Source organism: Photobacterium atrarenae, assembly GCF_024380015.1.
Classification (GTDB): domain Bacteria; phylum Pseudomonadota; class Gammaproteobacteria; order Enterobacterales; family Vibrionaceae; genus Photobacterium; species Photobacterium atrarenae.
This window is the reverse complement of sequence record NZ_CP101508.1, coordinates 2,155,630-2,173,684: the sequence shown is the minus strand read 5'-3', so window position 1 is coordinate 2,173,684 and position 18,055 is coordinate 2,155,630. Positions and strand designations below refer to the sequence as shown.

At 58.2% G+C, this 18,055-nt stretch carries 16 protein-coding genes; 1 reads left to right on the top strand and 15 read right to left on the bottom strand.

From position 1 onward, the window contains the following. Window positions 1-10 precede the first annotated feature (10 nt). From NNL38_RS10285 to NNL38_RS10220, 14 genes are all read right to left on the bottom strand, one after another. Window positions 11-1,483: a response regulator gene (locus NNL38_RS10285; RefSeq protein WP_255387949.1), complete on the bottom strand. Its 1,473-nt coding sequence runs from the start codon at window positions 1,481-1,483 to the stop codon at window positions 11-13. Beyond that, a complete protein-coding gene (locus tag NNL38_RS10280) occupies window positions 1,480-2,178 on the bottom strand; it encodes a P-loop NTPase family protein (protein WP_255387948.1) in 699 nt (232 codons plus the stop codon). Before NNL38_RS10280 ends, NNL38_RS10285 begins: the two co-directional genes overlap by 4 nt. Beyond that, entirely contained in the window at window positions 2,175-4,259 is a 2,085-nt protein-coding gene (locus NNL38_RS10275) for an SLBB domain-containing protein (protein WP_255387947.1), read from the bottom strand. The genes NNL38_RS10280 and NNL38_RS10275 overlap by 4 nt, the downstream gene beginning before the upstream one ends. A 9-nt stretch (window positions 4,260-4,268) precedes the next feature. After that, window positions 4,269-5,036, bottom strand: coding sequence for an OmpA family protein (locus NNL38_RS10270; RefSeq protein WP_255387946.1), 768 nt, complete (start codon window positions 5,034-5,036; stop codon window positions 4,269-4,271). 1 nt (window position 5,037) lies between these two features. Continuing rightward, window positions 5,038-5,343 carry an STAS domain-containing protein gene (locus NNL38_RS10265; RefSeq protein WP_255387945.1) on the bottom strand — a complete coding sequence of 102 codons (306 nt, stop codon included), beginning with the start codon at window positions 5,341-5,343 and terminating at the stop codon, window positions 5,038-5,040. A 97-nt stretch (window positions 5,344-5,440) separates the two neighbouring features. Continuing rightward, window positions 5,441-7,258 carry a sugar transferase gene (locus tag NNL38_RS10260; protein ID WP_255387944.1) on the bottom strand — a complete coding sequence of 606 codons (1,818 nt, stop codon included), beginning with the start codon at window positions 7,256-7,258 and terminating at the stop codon, window positions 5,441-5,443. A 10-nt stretch (window positions 7,259-7,268) separates the two neighbouring features. Beyond that, entirely contained in the window at window positions 7,269-8,285 is a 1,017-nt protein-coding gene (locus NNL38_RS10255) for a glycosyltransferase (RefSeq protein WP_255390618.1), read from the bottom strand. Then, a complete protein-coding gene (locus NNL38_RS10250; protein WP_255387943.1) occupies window positions 8,230-9,804 on the bottom strand; it encodes a GumC family protein in 1,575 nt (524 codons plus the stop codon). The genes NNL38_RS10255 and NNL38_RS10250 overlap by 56 nt, the downstream gene beginning before the upstream one ends. 1 nt (window position 9,805) lies before the next feature. Then, window positions 9,806-10,141, bottom strand: a complete 336-nt coding sequence (locus tag NNL38_RS10245) for a hypothetical protein (RefSeq protein ID WP_255387942.1) — start codon at window positions 10,139-10,141, stop codon at window positions 9,806-9,808. A 59-nt stretch (window positions 10,142-10,200) separates the two neighbouring features. After that, on the bottom strand, window positions 10,201-11,376 hold the full coding sequence (locus NNL38_RS10240) for a glycosyltransferase (protein WP_255387941.1): 1,176 nt from the start codon (window positions 11,374-11,376) through the stop codon (window positions 10,201-10,203). Then, on the bottom strand, window positions 11,373-12,074 hold the full coding sequence (locus tag NNL38_RS10235; RefSeq protein ID WP_304414181.1) for an acyltransferase: 702 nt from the start codon (window positions 12,072-12,074) through the stop codon (window positions 11,373-11,375). The genes NNL38_RS10240 and NNL38_RS10235 overlap by 4 nt, the downstream gene beginning before the upstream one ends. Next, the gene (locus NNL38_RS10230; RefSeq protein ID WP_255387940.1) at window positions 12,037-13,386 is read right to left on the bottom strand and encodes an O-antigen ligase family protein; all 1,350 of its coding nucleotides are present in this window, start codon (window positions 13,384-13,386) and stop codon (window positions 12,037-12,039) included. Before NNL38_RS10230 ends, NNL38_RS10235 begins: the two co-directional genes overlap by 38 nt. Further along, entirely contained in the window at window positions 13,379-14,788 is a 1,410-nt protein-coding gene (locus tag NNL38_RS10225; RefSeq protein WP_255387939.1) for a lipopolysaccharide biosynthesis protein, read from the bottom strand. The genes NNL38_RS10230 and NNL38_RS10225 overlap by 8 nt, the downstream gene beginning before the upstream one ends. A gap of 2 nt (window positions 14,789-14,790) precedes the next feature. Then, entirely contained in the window at window positions 14,791-15,963 is a 1,173-nt protein-coding gene (locus NNL38_RS10220) for a glycosyltransferase (RefSeq protein ID WP_255387938.1), read from the bottom strand. A 160-nt stretch (window positions 15,964-16,123) separates the two neighbouring features. Between NNL38_RS10220 and NNL38_RS10215 the strand changes: the two genes are divergently transcribed. Beyond that, window positions 16,124-17,047, top strand: a complete 924-nt coding sequence (locus NNL38_RS10215) for a glycosyltransferase family 2 protein (RefSeq protein ID WP_255387937.1) — start codon at window positions 16,124-16,126, stop codon at window positions 17,045-17,047. Between the two features lie 58 nt (window positions 17,048-17,105). On the opposite strand, the gene NNL38_RS10210 is transcribed toward NNL38_RS10215, so the two are convergent. Then, complete coding sequence (locus NNL38_RS10210; RefSeq protein ID WP_255387936.1) at window positions 17,106-17,714, bottom strand: Hsp20/alpha crystallin family protein; 609 nt, start codon at window positions 17,712-17,714, stop codon at window positions 17,106-17,108. Window positions 17,715-18,055: the final 341 nt, after the last annotated feature.

Below are 18,055 nucleotides of genomic sequence, written 5' to 3'. Positions count from 1 at the left end.
GGCGTCGCACTTAGCGCTTGATGAGACTCAACAGCTTCTTATCATCCTGAATCCCTTGTTGATCGAACTGCCACAGGTGCTGGTGCAGTGTGTTACCAGACAGAGAGTACTGCATTTGGTCTGATGCCGTGAGTTGATTGGTCAGTGTTGTGACCTGTTCGGCCACGCCATCGCTGAAGCCGTGAAAGCTATCCCCGGGAGCCAGCTCGTAGCGCTGGGCGACTGGATTCACCTCCGGGTCAATCCCCAGCAGGCCAATGGTGTGTGCTTCCGCGCGCAAGTGTCCCTGCTGCTGCAGAATATAGGGGGGCATTCCGGCATTGATCACCTGAAGGGTCCCGGCGTCATCGATTTCCAGCACCATTAAGCACATCAGGTGAGGCAGGGTCTCGCCGATACGGTAGAGCTCCTGGTTGACGAGGGAAATGAACCGGCTGGGCGTGATGTCGGGATGATTGAGCAGTCCTTGCATGAAACCGATCCAGGCCGCCCCATTGGCGCGAGCAACCGGGCCATGGCCCATTTGATCACCCAGCACGAGCAGGGTTCGCTGGTGGCTTACGGTTTTCGAAAGTAAAAAATCACCACTGTTTTCCGGAAAGCTCTGATGGAGCCTTTGCCAGGCGGATGTCGCGAACGGCGTTTCCGTCAGTTGCGGCAGCAGGCTGTTGAGCAGCATTTGTTCATACAGGGTTTCCAGGTTCTGGTGACGGGCAAGAACCCGGGCCAGGCTGTCGAGCAGCACACTGCGTGGGGCGGGCTTGATCAGGTAATCATCAATCGCCTGGGTTGCTGCCCGGTTGCGGGTGGCCGGGAGCTCATCCCCGGTCAGGAAAATAAAGGGCAATAGCGAATGTTTCGGTAACTGAGCAACCTGGCGACGTAACTCGAAGCCCGACATCTGCGGCATGTGCAGATCCGTGATCACGAGGTCGCATTCGTTGCTTGCCAGCCAGTCCAGGGCTTCCCGGGCCGCGCTAAAGGCGATGACCTGGTAATCCTGGTTCAGGTATTCGCGCAACAGATTGAGTTGGCTGGCGCTGTCGTCGATGACTAACACGGTCGGTTGCGGCGGCGCTTCCGGCAGCACAAAAGCGAGCCGGCTCTGCCCCGGCTTATGGTGGTATTGGTGTTCTGGTAGCAGGGCGGCAATCAGCCCCAGTCCCATGCCGTTGGTGGCCAGTTCTGACGGCAGGCTGGCCTGATCCAGGCGTGTCGTCAGGGCTGGCCAGCCGGGGCCGTCATCTTCTATTTCAAAGATCAGGACTTGCTGCTGTTTGTAAAATCTCAGGATCACCTGCTGTGACGGCTGCGCCTGATGCTGAAGAAGGTTGGTCAGATATTCGGTGGTGACCAGCTCGACCGTCTGCGCCGTGGCATCTGCAATCTGCAGCAGGTTGAGCTGGCGTTTCAGGGACTGGCGGATCCCCGCCAGCGCCGATAATGAAAGCGGAAACTGGTGGCTGAGCAGGCATTGCTTCACAACTGGTATTCTCCCTGTAAGAGCGGGCTGCACCGGATACGTTGAATCAACCACTGGCGGATGCGCTGCGGCAACCACCGCCCGCGTTTGTTCAGGACCCGGGTGATTTCACAGGCCAGATTCGGATAGTGCATATCATTGATGATCGTGCCGATCAATACTACTTTACCTTGTTCGAGGCGTCTCACGCTGTGAAGCAGGTTGTTTTCCGGGGTTGTCGCTGCGGCGGCGCAGAGCAGGGCGCCATCACTGACGGCACCAATCGCCGGTGCGGAGAGGTTCTGCCAGTTGGCTGCATAGACGGTCCCGGCATCGCACAGGACAAAGTCATACTGGGCTTTCCAGGTGGCAATCGCCTGGCTCAGGAGCCCCGGCTGGCGCAGGCTGTTGCGGGTCACGGGGGAGCTGGGCTGCGGCAGGATGGCGAGGTGGCTGTTGAGCTGGTGCAGCGCAGCGGCTTGTCCAGTGCCGTCTAAAGACCAGTCCGCTGCTGGCAGTCCCTGCCCGCTGCCACTGAAGTCAAAATCGATCAGCAGTACCCGGGCATGTTCGCCGCTCAGCCGCTGGGCCAGCCAGCGAGACAGGGTGGAGGTACCGCAGGCACGGCTGGCACCGGCGAGGGTGATCACCCGAGCGCCGCTTTGATACACCTGCTGAAACAGTAAATCAAATTCCTGACTGAACCAAGGGGTCATAAGGCTGCTCCCAGAACGATGAGGGTCACCATTGACAGGACATCCCGCAGTCCCTGCCGGAGCTGCGACGGGGCTGAATCTTCTTTGTTCGGCACATAAACGGTATCGCCCGGACGCAGCATCGGCAGCGGATAGTCACCGGGATCGTTGACATAGTCGCGCAGGTTGAACGCCTGGGATTCGTCGCCGCAGCAGGAGCTGTTGACGATCATGATCCGTTCGATAAACGCATTCTCGGTCGGGCCGCCGGCCTCAGCCAGTAAATCGAGCAGTGACATTTCCTGGCTGAAAGTGTAACGGCCGGGGCTGGTGACTTCGCCCATCAGTCGTACCACTTTATGGGCTGGCTTATCGAGCCAGTCGGCATCCAGCTTGGGGACATAAATCACATCGCCCGGGACCACCTGAGGCAGCAGTGATTCATCACCGGTCTCGAAATACAGGGCCAAGTCGAACTTGCTGACATTGGTGGTGGGACCGTCCCGGTGGCTGATCCGCAGTTGGCGCAAATTCGCATCGCCGTTGGGCCCGTCGGCGGCGGCCAGAATATCCAGGATCCCCAGCGCGTGGTTGAAGGCATAGCGTCCCGGCGCGCCGACCTGGCCGAAGACATAAATCGAGTCCTCGGCTGACTGACGGACCCAACTGGCTTTGTTATCGGTCGGATCTTTCGGCAACTCGTCGATGATAATGGTATCGCCCGCTTGGAGGGTCGGCAGCGTGGAAAAATCGCCGCCCTGATTGATGAAAGCCTCCAGGTTGAAACGGGTGAGGTTCTGATCGCCGCTCCCCTGGCGCAGGATCCGGATGTTGGCTAGGTTCGCCTCCTGATTGGGGCCGCCGGCGTGGGCCAGCACATCGAGAAAGCTCATGCTGCTATCCCATTCAAAACGGCCGGGGTTGTACACCGCCCCGATGAGCTTGATGGCCCGATCATTGGTGACTTTCAGCCAGGACTTTTCGTTAAAATCGACCTTTTCCGGCACAAAAATGACATCGCCGGGGCGCAGGTCGGGGAGCGGGGCACGGGCCGGGTTGTGGCTGTACTGGACCAGGTTTACCAGCAGGGCCGGGCCGTTGTCGCGTAGCACCCGGATTTGGGTGGTATCGGCGAACCGGGTCGGGCCGCCGGCATTGGCCAGCACATCCATAAATCCGGCGCCGGTGCTGTTTTCATAGGCGCCGGGCGCTTGTACTTCACCCATGATGTAGACCGTCCGTTGGGTGGTGCTGATCTCCTCGACTTCGATCGGGGCGAAAATAATGCTGCCGGGCTGAATGGGCGGTAACTGTTCGGTTTTTCCCGAATCCAGATAGGCTTTGAGATCAAACAGTGTGGGTTGGTTATGAGTGATCACCCGGATTTTGGTGACATCGGCATAGCGGGTTACGCCGCCGGCGCGCATCACCGCGTCGACCACGCTCATGCCGTCCTTGAAACTAAAGGTGCCCGGGTTGCGGAACTCGCCGAACAGGGTCAGCCCGTTTTGTTGCTCGGCATCACCGGCTTCGACCAGCGAGGCGGCATCGAAGTTGATTTCGACATTGCCCAACTGCGGGGACGTCGGCACAAAGACGGTATCGCCGCCTTCCAGCGCCGGCAGCAGGCGTAAATCGCCGCTGTCGAGATAGGCTTTGTAGTTGAGGGGCTGCGAGACGCCGTTGCGGGTGAGCTGAAACTTATCGAGCTGCGCCCCCGGTTTGAGCCCGCCGGCAGCGGTCAGCGCCATCTGAATATTGGCATCGGCGGCCAAGGTGACGGTGCCGGGCTGGTTGACATAACCGAGCACCCGGACCCGGATTTCGCTGCTGAGCAGGCTGAGCGAAAACTCATCCAGGTTGCGATAGACGGTCGACAGCCGTTGGCGCAAAAGCTGCTGGGCCTGGCGCTCATCCATACCGGCGACGGACACGGCACCGACTTCCGGTAACAATAATTGTCCGCTGTTGGTGACGATAAAAGGTTGGCTGAATGCTTCCTCGCCCGGCAGCTGGAGGTTGATGACATCCCCGGGAGCCAGGATTTGGGCGTTGAGCCAGGCGGGTATCCACAGCAGCAGAGCGAGCAAAATCCGTTTCATTGCGACTCCCTAAAGATGTTGATGCCAGTGCCGGATGGCGTGGATCCCGGGTTCAGGCACCGTGGTTTGCTGAGGCTCCGACAGCTCGGCAATCACAGTGCGCTCTGCCAGAGCGCGGGTGCGGCTGGCGCCGGCTCGGGCCAGTTGGTCGCCACGGCTTTGGGTGGTCAGTTGCGCAGGCGCCACGCCCAGTTCTACTAAATATGCTTTCACCCGGTTGGCGCGATTGAGCCCCAGTTGACGGTTATAGGCGGCACTCGCCTTGGCATCGGTATAGCCGGTTAAGGTGATGTGCCAGTCGGGTCGGCGCTTTAAAATGGTGGCGGCCTGACGCAGCGCCTGTTGGTAGTCCGGCAGCAAGGCTGCCTGATCAAGCGCAAACTGGTTGTCGACTGAAAAATACAACATCAGCTGGCGACGCTCCTGAGCCAGGGACCCCCTGTTCACACACTGGGTGTGCTCTTCCAGCCAGTCCAGCTGGTGGCTGATGAGATGGACTTGTTCGTCGGCGTCGATTAGAGAGTGGCGAACGTCCCGGTCAAACCCGGCTTCAGCCTCTTGCTTGGCTTTCTGGTACAGACGCTGAAGGACTTGCAGTTGACCCGGCAGGCATGCCCGGGCACCGCGATTAGCCAGATCCTCGATATCCAGCCGCAGATGCTCGACCTGATGGATCAGGGCCATGTCGGTTCGGTTCAGCCGGGGGTACAGGGTGTTGTCCCAACTTGCGCAGCCACCGGCCAGAAGCAAGGGGAAGATGAGAAACCGTGTATCCATGTTAAATCTCCGCCCGCGTGATGAGTGGAATGGCTTTATCAATGCGCAGCATATTGATGAGCTGTCGTGGCTGACCATTGACATTGAGCAAGCGCAGGGAGCGGCCACGGCTTTTCAGCCGCTTGTACAGAAAGACAATCGCGCCGATGCCACAGGAATCGATAAAGCTGACATGGGTCAGGTCGATGATTACTTCAGGCTGCTCGGTCTGGCTCAGGACATCAAGTTCGGCCTCCAGTTGTTTGGCCGCATAAGCGTCAAATTCGTTTGCCAGGGTCAGGGTAATTTCTTGGGTGTTTTCCATCATGACTCCTCCAGAGCAACAGGTTTTCCAAAACAACTGACGGGTCCGTCAAGGGTGATTCGGTACGTTGTTTAGGAGATAAACAAGTTGTATGCCAACTTCATTGCCCGCGTCCGGCAACCATGATCCAAAGGGTTTTGCCGATAATATGAACATCCATCCTAAGCCATTGAAATGGCGAGCTAAGTGCGGTGGAATAGGCATGATCCCAAAGTAGTTTATTTTTCACATCGTCGAGGCTTTCATCATAGCCGTTGTTGACCTGCGCCAGCCCGGTGATCCCCGGTTTCAGTCCTGCGGTTCGCTCGGCATAAAATGGCAATGCATTTTGCAAACCGCCACAGAATTCGGGGCGTTCCGGCCGCGGCCCAATCAGCGCCATGTCGCCTTTGATGACGTTGATAAACTGGGGCAGCTCATCGAGTCGGGTTTTGCGTAGGAACTTCCCGACCCGGGTGACCCGGGGATCGCGACGGGTCGCCCAGACGGCGCCGGTTTCTTGTTCTGCATACTGCCCCATGGAGCGAAACTTAATCATATGAAACAGCTCAACCCGGTGGTGATGGATCTGGCCCACCCGCAGCTGGCGGAAAAACACCGGCCCCGGGGTTTCCAGCTTGATTGCCAGGGCAATCAGGGGCCAAAGCGGTAGCGTGAGGAGCAGGCCGATGATGCTCAGTAGGACATCCGAGGTGCGCTTGAACACCCGGGTTGCCAGGCTTTGGTACTGGTGCAGCGCGCTGGACGGCTGCCAGCCCTGGCGATACTGGCCGCGCAGATAAGCCAGCATGCCGAGGAGGGAGGCGAGATAGCCGCGAACCAGATAATTGAGTTTCACCAGTACTCCGTTGCGAAGACCGATGTTGGGCAGCATCGCCAGACCATAGCCGAGTAGTTGTCCGGCCAGCATCACGGCGGCGAAGGGGCTTCCGGTGGCGGTCAGGACCACCGAGAGCAGCAGAAACAGGATGAGAATAAAGGGCATTAGGGTGCGAAGTCCCTTTCCGGAGAAGAACAGCCAGGCGCTGCTGAGCAGGGACGGGCGGAGCAGGAAGCGGCAGCGGATCAGCTGTTGCAGGTTCCCGGCACCGATCCGCTCGCGGCGTCGCTGATCTTGCGGGTCGCTGGTCGGGGCAATCTCGACACTGTTAATCTTCTGGTTGAGTTGTACCTGGTAGCCTTGCGCAATGATGCTCATCGGCAGCATGAAATCATCATTGATGGTATCGGCGGGCAGAGGGTGAAACAGAGCGGTGCGCATGATGTAGAAGGCGCCGCTTCCGCCCATCACATTGCCCAGGGCTGATTCGGAGCGACGGATCTGGTTTTGCCAGGCCCAGTACTGGGCTTCGCCCGGCTGTGGGGAGGCCAGCAGGTACTGGCTGGTGAGTGCGCCGACTTTCGGATCGGCAAAGGCCGTTACACTCTGCTTCAGGGCATCAATGGAGATCAGGGCAGAGATATCGGTCAGAGCGGTAAAGGGTGCTGCGCCTTCAGCGTCCCGGACCCGGGTCATCAGCTGGTTGAGGCGGTAGAGCTTGCCGCGGTTGTCGGGCGCATCAATCAAGGTGAGTCGGATCCGGGCAACATCGAGTTTGGGCTGCCAGTGGCGGATCTTGTCGGCGGTATCATCTGCACAGCCATCGCAGGCGATATACAGGTGTAACTTGCCGGCCGGGTAATCCAGGCTGATCAGATTGGCGAGTTTGGCCTCGATGTAGTCGCTTTCGTTATAGGCACACATCACCAGAGCCACCTGCGGCCAGTCCCCATCGGCAGAAGGCGGTGCTGCTGCGGTTTCTGAGTGGCCCTGGCGGCTGCGCCATCGGCTCAGCAGGATCATCACAGGCAAATACAGCAGGTGGTGATAGGCAATCAGCCCAGCCAGTAAGAAAAATGTTCCCCAAACCCAAGCCATAATGATCTCCTTAACATTGACAAGCCAGTTGTTGGTAGCGGGCGACCGTGGTGCGAATGTCGGCAATTCGCGCCACATACTGCTGGTTGAGCGTGCGGTTGTGGTGATGATCCGCGGTCAGTTTTCTACGCAGAATACTGGCCAGCGACCGGCGATCTTCAGGGGTGAACAGGGCGCCGGTTGCCGGATTGGTCAGCTCAGGAATGGCACCGACCCGGCTGGCCACCACACTGCAGCCGCAGGCCTGGGCTTCGAGGAGCGCCAGGGGCAGGCCCTCTTTGACCGAAGGCATGCAAAACAGATCGATGGCCTGGTAAAAGCGGTGCATGTTGTTGACATAACCCAGCCAGGTGATGCGCTCGGCTACGCCGAGCTGCCGGGCCAGTTGCTGCCAGCGTTGGCGCATTTCACCGTCTCCGGCCACCGCGACATGCATTGATGAAGGTAGCGTCGGCAGGATCTCCAGCAGGGTTTCCAGTGCCTTTTCCGGGACCAGGCGACCGGCGCAGCCGATGAGAAACGCGTCGGGCGGTAGGTTGAGTTGCTGCCGGGCGGCGGCCTGATCCCCCGGAATAAACTGCTGGGTGTCGATACCGTTGAGGATCACCAGCGGCGCCACGGTGTGGAGCTTCTTGGCCAGGTCGTCGGCAACCGTTGGCGCGTCCGCGACCAGCCGGATCTGCTTCGACATCAGCAGCCGGGTCAGCCAGCACTGTTTGGGGTCCTCTAAGTGCCACGCATCATGTTCGGTATGGACGTGGCGGCACGCCAGCCCCAGGATGGCGAGTTTGCCGTAGAGCAGCGGGCCGATATGGTGGGTATGGATGGCCTGTGCCCTGTGCTGGCGAATAATGCGACGTAGCTGGCGTACCGACTGCCCGCAAAAGCCGTCCGTTTTATTGAGAAAATGCAGCCGGTCGGCAAATTCGCGCAGCAGCGGCCACCGGGCCAGGCTTTCTTCCCGGCTGCCCTCAAGGGCGACCAGGTACATCGGGCATGTCGCGTGGCGTAACATGTTCAGGCACAGGACTTCGATGCCGCCGGGACGAAGGTGCTGGACGATTTGGATGATTGCTGCAGAAGCTTGCGTTTTCATGGGTGTGTTCCTCATCTGTGCGTCGAAAGGCCGGGATCCGTCCCAGAACGGCTGTTCGGGTGATCCGCTGCACCTGCTCGGTGGCATAAATCCGGGTATCGGTCAGAACCATCAGGGTAGTCATGGACAGGCCCAGTCCCAGCCCGCCGACAATGCCGAGAATGAAGCTGATCCACCAGGGCCAGTTGGTCGGCTGGGTGGGGGTATACGGGATATCGATGATTTTCAGCTTGTCCTGCTCTTCAAAGCGGCCCAGCTCGCCGGTGACCTGAGCCATTTCATAGCGCTCGAGCAACCGGTTGTAGATTTTCTCTTTGACATCGAAGTTCCGCTCCAGAGACTTGAGTGACTTCTCAAGCTCGGCAAATTCGGAGCGCTTGCGGGTCAGGGTCTGGATTTGATCCCTTAATACCAGCAGCTTCTGCTGCAGGGATTCGATATGACTTTCCGCTTGCTGGTACTGCTCCAGCTGGCTGATCAATAACGGGCGACTGGCCGTGTCCGGGTGATCGCCGAGGTTGGCGGCAACAGTCCAGAGCTGGTTCAGTTCGGTTTCGCTGAGGCTGTTTTGCCGGGCCAGCAAGCGCTTGGACTCCTGGCGCAGGGTGTTGACCCGGCGCAGCACCGCTTTCACTTCCGAGTGATTATCGGTATAACGGGCCCGTAGAATGGTGAGTCGGGCTTCGGCCTGGATCAGCTCCTCTTCTAACAGGGACATCACCGGGTTGGCGTTGATCAGGCGCTTTTTGAGGACCTTTCGCTCAATTTCAGCCTGCCTGAGCGCCAGCTCGGTTTCTCGCAGCTGTGATTCGAGCTGGGACACATTTTGGGTCTGGTTGCCCTGGATTTGCGGCAGGTTATCGATATTGTCACGCTTAAAGTTGGCCAGAGTTTGCTCGGCAGCTTCCAACTCGGCCTGGGTTTGCTTGAGCTGCTGCTCGAGAAATTGCTCTGAGCTGGAGACCGAGGTTTTCCCCGGCGCTTGCAGCCGCTCGAGGAATTGTTTCGATACCGCTTCCAGGATCGGCACCATCTGCTCTGGTCTATCCCAGCTGAGGCCGATTTTGATCAAATCGGAGCCCGCCAGAGACAATCGTAGTCCGCCGGAGAGCTTGTTCCGCATCCGGTTCAGCTCGTTTGGATTATTGGCAGGTGCCAGCGCCAGCGAATGAATCACTTCATTGAGGATATAGCGGCTGTGGATCATCACCCGCAGGGCCTCCATCCGCTCCTCAAGGTGGAAAGAGATCGATAAATCCTCCAGGAACGGGTTCATCAGTGCTGTTTCCTGCACCAGAATCGTGGTGTGAGAGTAATAATGCTTCGGCTTCAGGCCGTTAATGAAAGTGGCCACGAACGGCAGAATCATCATCGGCAGCACGATCAGATAGCGGTACTTCCACAACGCCTGCAGCACTGGGTACAGCTGAGCAAAGAAACGTTGGCGCATCTTAAGGCTCCCTGATGATCACCGTATCAGCCGTTTGTTGAGGCTGATATTGTTCGGTCAACCGGACACCGGACCGGGCGGCGAGTTGGCGAATCGCCTTGATTCGCTGCTGGCTGATATGCAGTGCCTGAAATGGCCGGGCATCACTGGAAGGTGCGACGTCGAGGGCCCAGCGCGGCGCCGCGTCGAATAGTGCCGCAACATTGCTTTTTTGCTGCGCCGTGAGCGTGGTTTGTTCCGGGCTGTAATACAGCGCCAGCTGACGGTCGGTCGGGGTGCCGGTTGTCACACACCCGGTCAGCACGAGTGCTGTGATCATTATCAACGAGGTTTTCATGGGCGCTCCTGATCTGAACCGGTAATGGTCTGGTTCAGGATCAGGAGCAAGGAGAGTGCCTAAATGGTAATGAACTCAGGCAATGTTGTCTTGTTTTTCACTAAGCTGTTGTTTATCAAGTTAATTACGGTATCTCCCCGCATCTCCCAGCTCTCATTCATCATCTGCTGGCGGGCGGTTTTCCGATATTGCAAACGATGTTGCTGACTGAGATGGCAAAATGCGTCGATGGCGTCCAGCCATTCCTGCTGGTTGGTTGCGACCGAGACCAGGCATGGGTATTGGCGGGCTGAAGGGAAGTCACTACTGATCACCGGGCAGCCTGCCGCCAGGTACTCCCGTAGTTTGAGCGGATCGCAGGCCCGGATCTGAGCGTTATCCACGAACGGTAAAATCGCGGCATCCCAGTGCTGAACATATTGTGCCAGCTGCGAATGTGGCACCGGCGGATGACATTTGATATTCCGGCAGGCATCGAGCAGAGGCGTATCGCAGTCGCGGCGGCCGATCAGGTGAAAGTCGACCTCGGGCCTGGCGGCGGCCAGTTCGCATAACAAGGTCTGATCCAGCCACTGATTGAGACTGCCGTAGAACCCGATTTTATATCGCCCCTGGCAAGGCGACGCGGCGGGCGGGTAGGGATCCGGCTGCGGCGCGGCAAAGCGGTGAAAGTCGACCCCGTGGCGCAGCAGATAGGTTTTTTGTGGTGATATCTGGCTCATTTTCCCGACCAGGGCCGGGCTGGCGCACAGGATTAAATCGGCGCGCTGTGCCATGCGTTGCTCCATCGTGCTGATCCGCTGGTGGTCGACACCGGCCAGGCCGGAGAAGTCATCGCCGCAATAGTAAATCACCAAATCTGCCTGGACTGTGTCCAGGTAGTCGACCGCACTGGGCAGCGCTGCCCAGACCACCCGCGGATTGCGTTTGCTGCTGAGCTGGCGTCGCAGCGACAGTTGATTAAACCATCGCATGAAGGGTTGCTCCGCCAGGGGCCAGACGAGTGGATGGATCACCGGAAAAGGCGTCGGGCTCTCCCGGCGCGGGGGCGACGTGAAGGCTTTGCGCAGTTTTTCCCGGACCCGGGCCAAATCGCGGGGACTCGGTGAAGGTTTGCGCAGACCGATGGAGTTGATCCACTGAATCGCAAACTGGTGCCGGAGCGTGTTGACGATATGCTGAGAGCTGGAGGGGTGGCGATTGTAGTCTTCGCCGAATACGATCAGTTCTTTCATGGCTGGACCTCCAGGGGCTTGATGACCCTGGCCGGGTTGCCGCCAATCAGTACATTGGCCGGCATCGATTTGGTGACCACGCTGCCGGTGGCGACAATGCTGTTCTCGCCGATGGTAACGCCCTGGAGGATGGTGCTGCCGGTGCCGACCCAGACATTTTCCTTGAGATGAATCGAACCGACTTGGTGGGCATCATCCGGCTCGCCCCGGGCGCGGCGCAACGGGTCAACCGGGTGGCCCGGGTATCCGGCGAGAAACACCCGTCCGGCCAGGCGGACGTTATCTTCCAGGATCACCTGCTCACCGACGGCAATGGTGCTTTGCCAGTTGATGTCAACGTTATCGCCGATCACCAGTGTGGGCCGTTCGCTGCTGTTTCGTCCCGAAAAGGTGGTTGCGCCGGAGATCCGGCAGCCTTCCCCCAGCTCGATCCGCAACTGGCCACAGAGCAGCGGCATCCCGGAGTAGAGCTGGAGACGCCGGGGCCGGTTGGCTACCCGGGAGAGGAATAACGGGGTGTAGTAGAGCTTTTGCAGCAGGGCCTGCCCGGTCGCGCTCAGGGTCCGGTGCAGCCCGTACAACAGTGCGTGTACCCCGGGGATCGCCGGGAGGGTGAAGCTGTGAACCCCCTGATACCATTGTCTGAGCTGGCTGACGTGATCAGGGGAGAGGTTCTTTTTCAATAGTGCCGTTAACATGGGATTCTCCTTGTGTCAGTCGATTGAGCGCGATCAGTAACCCGATCAGGATGTAAATTGGCCAGGTAAAGCCCTGAGTCAGGAAGGTGCCGCCGACGCAGAATGAAATCAGTCCGAGCCAGAGTCCTTCCGCAAAAGGTTGGAGATCATGGCCCCGGAGCCGCCGGAGTAACTGATAGCTGCTCATAAAGGCACCCACAATCAGAAGCAGAAACAATGCCAGGCCAAAGAAGCCGGTTTCTCCGAGGATCTGGAACCAGGTACTGTGCACTGCATGGTTTTTACCGTCCCAGTGCGGGGAATAGAAATAGTAATTGACGTAAAAGTTATTCAAACCGACGCCGGTGAAGGGGTTCGACACCGCCATGCGAAAAGCCGCCACCCAGGCATAGATACGGCCCATGGCTGATTCATCGACGCCACTTTCGGCAGCGCCGCCGGAGCTTCGATCACTGATCCCGGCAGCCAGCACCAGCACCGCCAGGCTGCAAACCCCCATGATCCCGGGAATTACCAGGTTCTTGCTGCGCAGCAAGGTCATGGTAAATACGCCCGCTGCGATCCCCAGTAACCCGCCGCGACTTTGGGTCGCTAATACCCCCAGCACCAGGGTGATCAGGCAAGCGATAGTCAGCATGCGACGAAATTTGCTTCCGGAAAAGCAATAGGCCAGGGCAAAAGAGACCGGAAACTGCAGTACCAGCGCCAAATCGTTGGGATCGCCCAGCATCGATCCGAAACTCCGGCCAATGGTGACCCGGGTGCCTTCCACCAACCCGATCCCGTTGGCTTTGTTATGCAGGGCGATCGCTGCGATCAGCACGCCGCAAATCAGCAGCCCGGCCGGAAACAGCCGGAGTTGATTGAGGTGGGTCGGCAGCCAGCTGATGGCAAAGACCATCAGCAAAATTTTGATGTAAGTCGAGTTGAAGCTGCCGAAGGCCAGCCCTTTGTTGGTGGCCATCAGGCAGGAGACAAAGACCCAGAACGAAAAGACGCACAGCAGGGTATGAACCCGGTGCCAGGCCAGCTGGCCGCGCATCATCCACAGTTGCCAGGCCAGCCCGGCCAGGCTGGCGAGTGCCAGCAACTGAGGGATTTTAAAGGCCATCAGTACCGGGATGGCTTCGTGAAGGCGAAAATAGGAGAAGAAAATAAACCAGACACAAATAAAATAGGCGTTGCGGATCAACAGCGGCAGGACAAACAACATGCACAGTGCCAGCACCAGGATCCCCTGGAGATAAAATCCCACGCTGATCAGCGCAGTGGCCAGCAGGGCAGCCAGGATGTGGCGTTGTTGCTCAGTCATAGGCCACATCCGGTTGGTGGCTGCGTTGCCAGTTTTGCCACAGGCTGAATGCCATCCAGAGTAGCAGCAGGCTCATCAGGGCTGAGGTATAGGATACCGGCCAGGCTGCCCGGGCCTGGAACCATTGCAGCAGGGTGACCCCAGCCAGTCCCCCGAGTTGCTTGCTGAGCGGATACACCGGATAGTTGAGGGGCAGTAACCGTTGGCTGAAGCCCAGAAACAGGGTGAAGCGACAGGACTGGACCAGCAGCCCGGCCCAAACCGCGCCGTAGAGCCCGAAGCGGGGGATCACCAGCCACATCAACAGCAGGGCGAGAGCGGCACAGGCTGCGGAAATCACCATGGTGAGATCACTGTTTTGCTGGTAGTAGCAGCCGGTGTTGAGCTGGGTGCTGAGGTATTTGATCACCATCATCCAGGCCAGCAGCGGCAGGATGTCACTGGCCTGGTGGTAACTTTCAGGCAGCCAGAGCAGGAGAAAAGGGCAACCCAGCGCAATCAGGATCGCGCCAATCAAGGCCGCGCACTGGCTGCCAAATATACTCATGCGGGCAACATAGGCTTTTCCGCCGGGGGATTGCAGGTGCCTGAATCGCTGCGGAAACCACCAGAGGTTAAACGGGTCCAGCAGTAATGTCGCCGCCACGGCCCATTGCATCGCGATGGCGTAGACCGCCAGTTCGGCGGTGCCGATGGCGCTGGCGAGTACAAAGCGTTCGGCACCGAAGGCGATGAACCCGACGCCGCCGGAGACGGCAATGCCGATGCCATAGCGCAGTAACAACCGTGCATCCGCCAAGGTGAGCCGCGGACACGGGCGGTGCAGCAGTCCCCATTGCACCGCCTGGGCCAGAACGCCTGCCAGCATGAGACCATCGACCCCCATGACTGGGGTGAGCAGCAGCATGAACCCGCCTTGAGCGAGGGCGAAGATCACCTGAACCCGGAGAAAACGCAGCGCCTGATCATCGATGCGGAGTTTGGCCAGTTGCAGGGCGCTGTGGGTGCCCAATGCCAGACTTACGACCAGGCAGCGGACGGAAAACGCCGACAAGTCACCGGGTAACCAAGCGGCGATCCACTGTGGCCAAATCAGAAAAGGCAGTGCCGTAAGCACACTGGTGAGCAGGGTCAGGCTCCAGGCGCTGCGGTAAACCCGCGCTGTTGGGTATTTTGGATCGCTGGCAAAGCGGTACAGGCTGTCGACCATCCCGACCAGCATGATGAGGGAGATCAGGTTAGCCAGGGTGATGAGTGTTGCATATTCGCCAAACGATGCCGGTGACAGCCATCGCGTGAGTAACGGCTGCATCACCAGCCCGACCAGTTTACTGACCACCAGCCCGACGGCATAGGCCGCCACACTGGGCAGACGGTGCGATAGGGTGCGGATCGTCGCCATGCTCAGGCTCCCTCGACCAGGCAGGACAGTCGGCCGGCATGTAAATCGGCATTGTAAAGGTCAAATACCCGCTGGTAGGCCTGCGTTCGCAGCGGTGACAGGGCGGTAAACGGTTGGCCGAGCACCTGGGCCATCATCTGGGCCAGGGCACTGGCGTTTTGCATCGGGACTTGCAATCCCGATTGCGGATCGAGGATCTCATTGCACCCGGCCAGATCGGAAGTGATCACCGGCAGGCCCAGCCCCATGGCTTCTTTGATAACCAGGGGACCGGTATCCCGATCGCCGTTGGCCGCGATACAAAACGGCGCGACCAGGGCCTTGTAATCCCCGGCGTGCTCTCGTAACCAATCGGCATTTTGTGCGCCGAGCAACCGGATTTGACGGGTCAGTCCCCGTTCCTGAAGCGTGCGCTGTAACCCGGGCATCAGCGGGCCGTCCCCGACGATGTCGAGGGCTGTCGTGGTCGGGAGCCGTGCAAAGGCCTCCACTAGGGTGTCGATCCCCTTTTTCTCGACCAGGCGTCCAATAAACAGGAAGTCTTTGCCCGGTACCCAGTCCGGGTTCAGTGGTGGGTAGTGCGACGGCTCCAGGCCGCAGGCGACATAATGGATCCGGGTGCTGGTGCGGGTCTGCAGGTGGCGCATCATGTCCTGGGTGACGGCACAGCCGAAGTCAATATGGTTGAGCTTGCTGTTAAGATCTTCCGGTGCCGCATAGATGTCGGCACCGTGGCCGACCAGCGAGACCGAGATCCCAAGCAGTTTTGCGGCAACAATCGCTGTGGCGGCACTGTGCCAGGCGAAGTGGGCATGGAGATGATCACAGCCGGCGCGGCGGGCCAGCTCGGCCAGGATGGCGCCTTGTTTGAGCAAGGAAAAATAGGAAAAGCCCTGCTGTTCGGTGAGAAATTTGTGGGTGGATGCCATGTTGACGAGGTGGCGGAGAGCACCGGCGGACAGGGTGGTCGGGATATACTGGCAGCGGGCGACCAGTGCATGATCGGCAGGCTGATAGTGCTCGGTCCCGGCAAAGGCAAACGGCTGGACGTCGTGGCCTTTGCGCATCATCGCCCGCATTTCGACGCCGATGAAGGTTTCTGAAAGGACCGGAAATGTCGGAATCACATATCCAATCTTTTTCATGCGTTGGTTGGCCATCCCGTGATTTGTCATGGTTAAACTCCTTCATACCGAGAACTGGATCCTGGCTCACAAGCTGCTGGTCCGAGCAAGGTGGCCATGCTGCGCATGCAAGTTGTGTTCCGGTTTGTGGTTGGGGTCTGGCGTACTCCTTGCTAGTGCCCTGGTATTGCTGTTGACAAGGAGAGAGCCGATGAAAACATGCATGCTGACCGTGGTCATCCCGACCTATAACTGCCTGGATACTTTGCCTGCGGCGATTGAGACTGTGCGCCGACAGCATCAGGCGCTAGAGATCCTGGTGGTCGATGACGGCTCTGATGACGGCAGTCAGCCGTGGTTGCAGGCGCAAGAAGATATTCGGGTGATCCGGACTGAGCGAGTCGGGGTGTCAGCGGCGCGAAATCTGGCTATCGAGCAGGCCCGCGGGGAGCTGATTGCGTTTCTCGATGCTGATGATTATTGGCATCCTGAAAAACTCGCGCATCAGCTTGCGTTGCATCGTGCAAATCCACACTTGGTGATGAGTTTCACCGACTACCGATTCCGGATTGACGAGCAGCCCTCGGCGCTGCGTGGCTTTCGTTTCTGGCCGGCATTTACCCGCAGCTTAGCCGCCGGTGGCGATTCGACATCGCAGGTTTTTCCCGACTTTTTCAGTGCGGTGTACCGGGAAAATATGATCGGGACCAGTACGGTGATTGCCAGGCGAAGTGCGTTGCTGATGGTGGGTGGGTTTGATGGCCGGTTTCGCTCCGCTTCGGATTGGGATTTGTGGCTCAAGCTGGCCCGCACGGGAGCGGTGGGCGTGGTAAACCAGTCGCTGTGTGAGTATACCTTCGGCCGGGTTGGAGCGATTTCCGGCAATCATGAGCGTCGCGCTACAGCGATGAAGCAAATCTTAGATAAGCATGCTGCCCGGGCGTGGCGCCAGCCGGTGATTTTGCTGGCAGGTTACCAGCGCTGGCTCTCAGCGAGAGCTGATTGCTTTCGGGTCCGACGTGCATTTGGTGCTGCTGTGCTGCGCGAGCTGATGGGTTTTTGCCTCAAACCGGAATGGCAGCGGTTGAAAATGATTTCCGGCGATACGCTGCGGTGGTTGTCGCTGCGAACCTGAGGAAAAGCAGCGGTTCGAAATGAACGAAAGAGGGCGCCACGCCCTCTTCGGGGAACGATCAAGAAGAAATAGAGATCCGTTTGACATCTTTTGGTGCGACGGGCTTTCTCGGGATCGTCAGGGTCAGTACACCATCTTGTAATTTCGCCGTGATCGCCTCTTTATCTGCATCATCAGGAAGTGACAGCGTGCGCTGGAATGCGCCGTAGCGTCTTTCGATCCGGTAGAACTGGCGCGCTTGATTCTCTTTATGCTCCTCTTTGTCACCCTGAACGGTGAGGACATCCCCTTTGAGCTCAATGGACAAGGCTTCGGCAGACAGGCCAGGAACATCTAATGTGATTTCATACTGCTGTTCATCGCCGGAGACGTCGATTTGTGGCCTGAAGCTGTCCTGCGAACGTATGCTGTCGTTGAGATCCAAGGCGGACTGGCTGTGCCACTGCGGGCGGTTGAAGGTTGGGCGAATGGCAGGCATACCAAAAGCATTGAAGACATCGTCGAACAGCTGATCCATTTCCTGGTGTAGGCGCAACAAGGCATCAGTCCCCTGCCGGGTGGGTTGCTGCTGTGCTTTCTCACGCGTTACGGGGATATGGGCGGATGATTGATCGGCATGATCTTCATGTTTAAACCAGTTCCAGGGGTTGAGTTTTGTAAGGTCCATGATGTTTTCCTCAGTTCACTACATTTAATGTCAAGTAAGGTAAAAGAAAACAAAGACACTTTATATATAGGTACTTCCATGGCGAATTCAAGGGGCATAAACAATGAATATTGCGATGCTATTCGGTGATATCAGCGATGAAATAAGTCCTGTGCTGTGCCCGAATAATCAGACAGCATGAGTGGGAGGGTCTTTTTGTGTTTGATGAAATTCGATGGGTGAAAAATATAATGTTCATAAAAAAATACCACAAAAAATTGATAGTCATAAATAATCCAAGGATGCAAACGATAAGAAAGATTAATCAGGGGTAAAAATAAGACAAAATTCATTAGAATCAC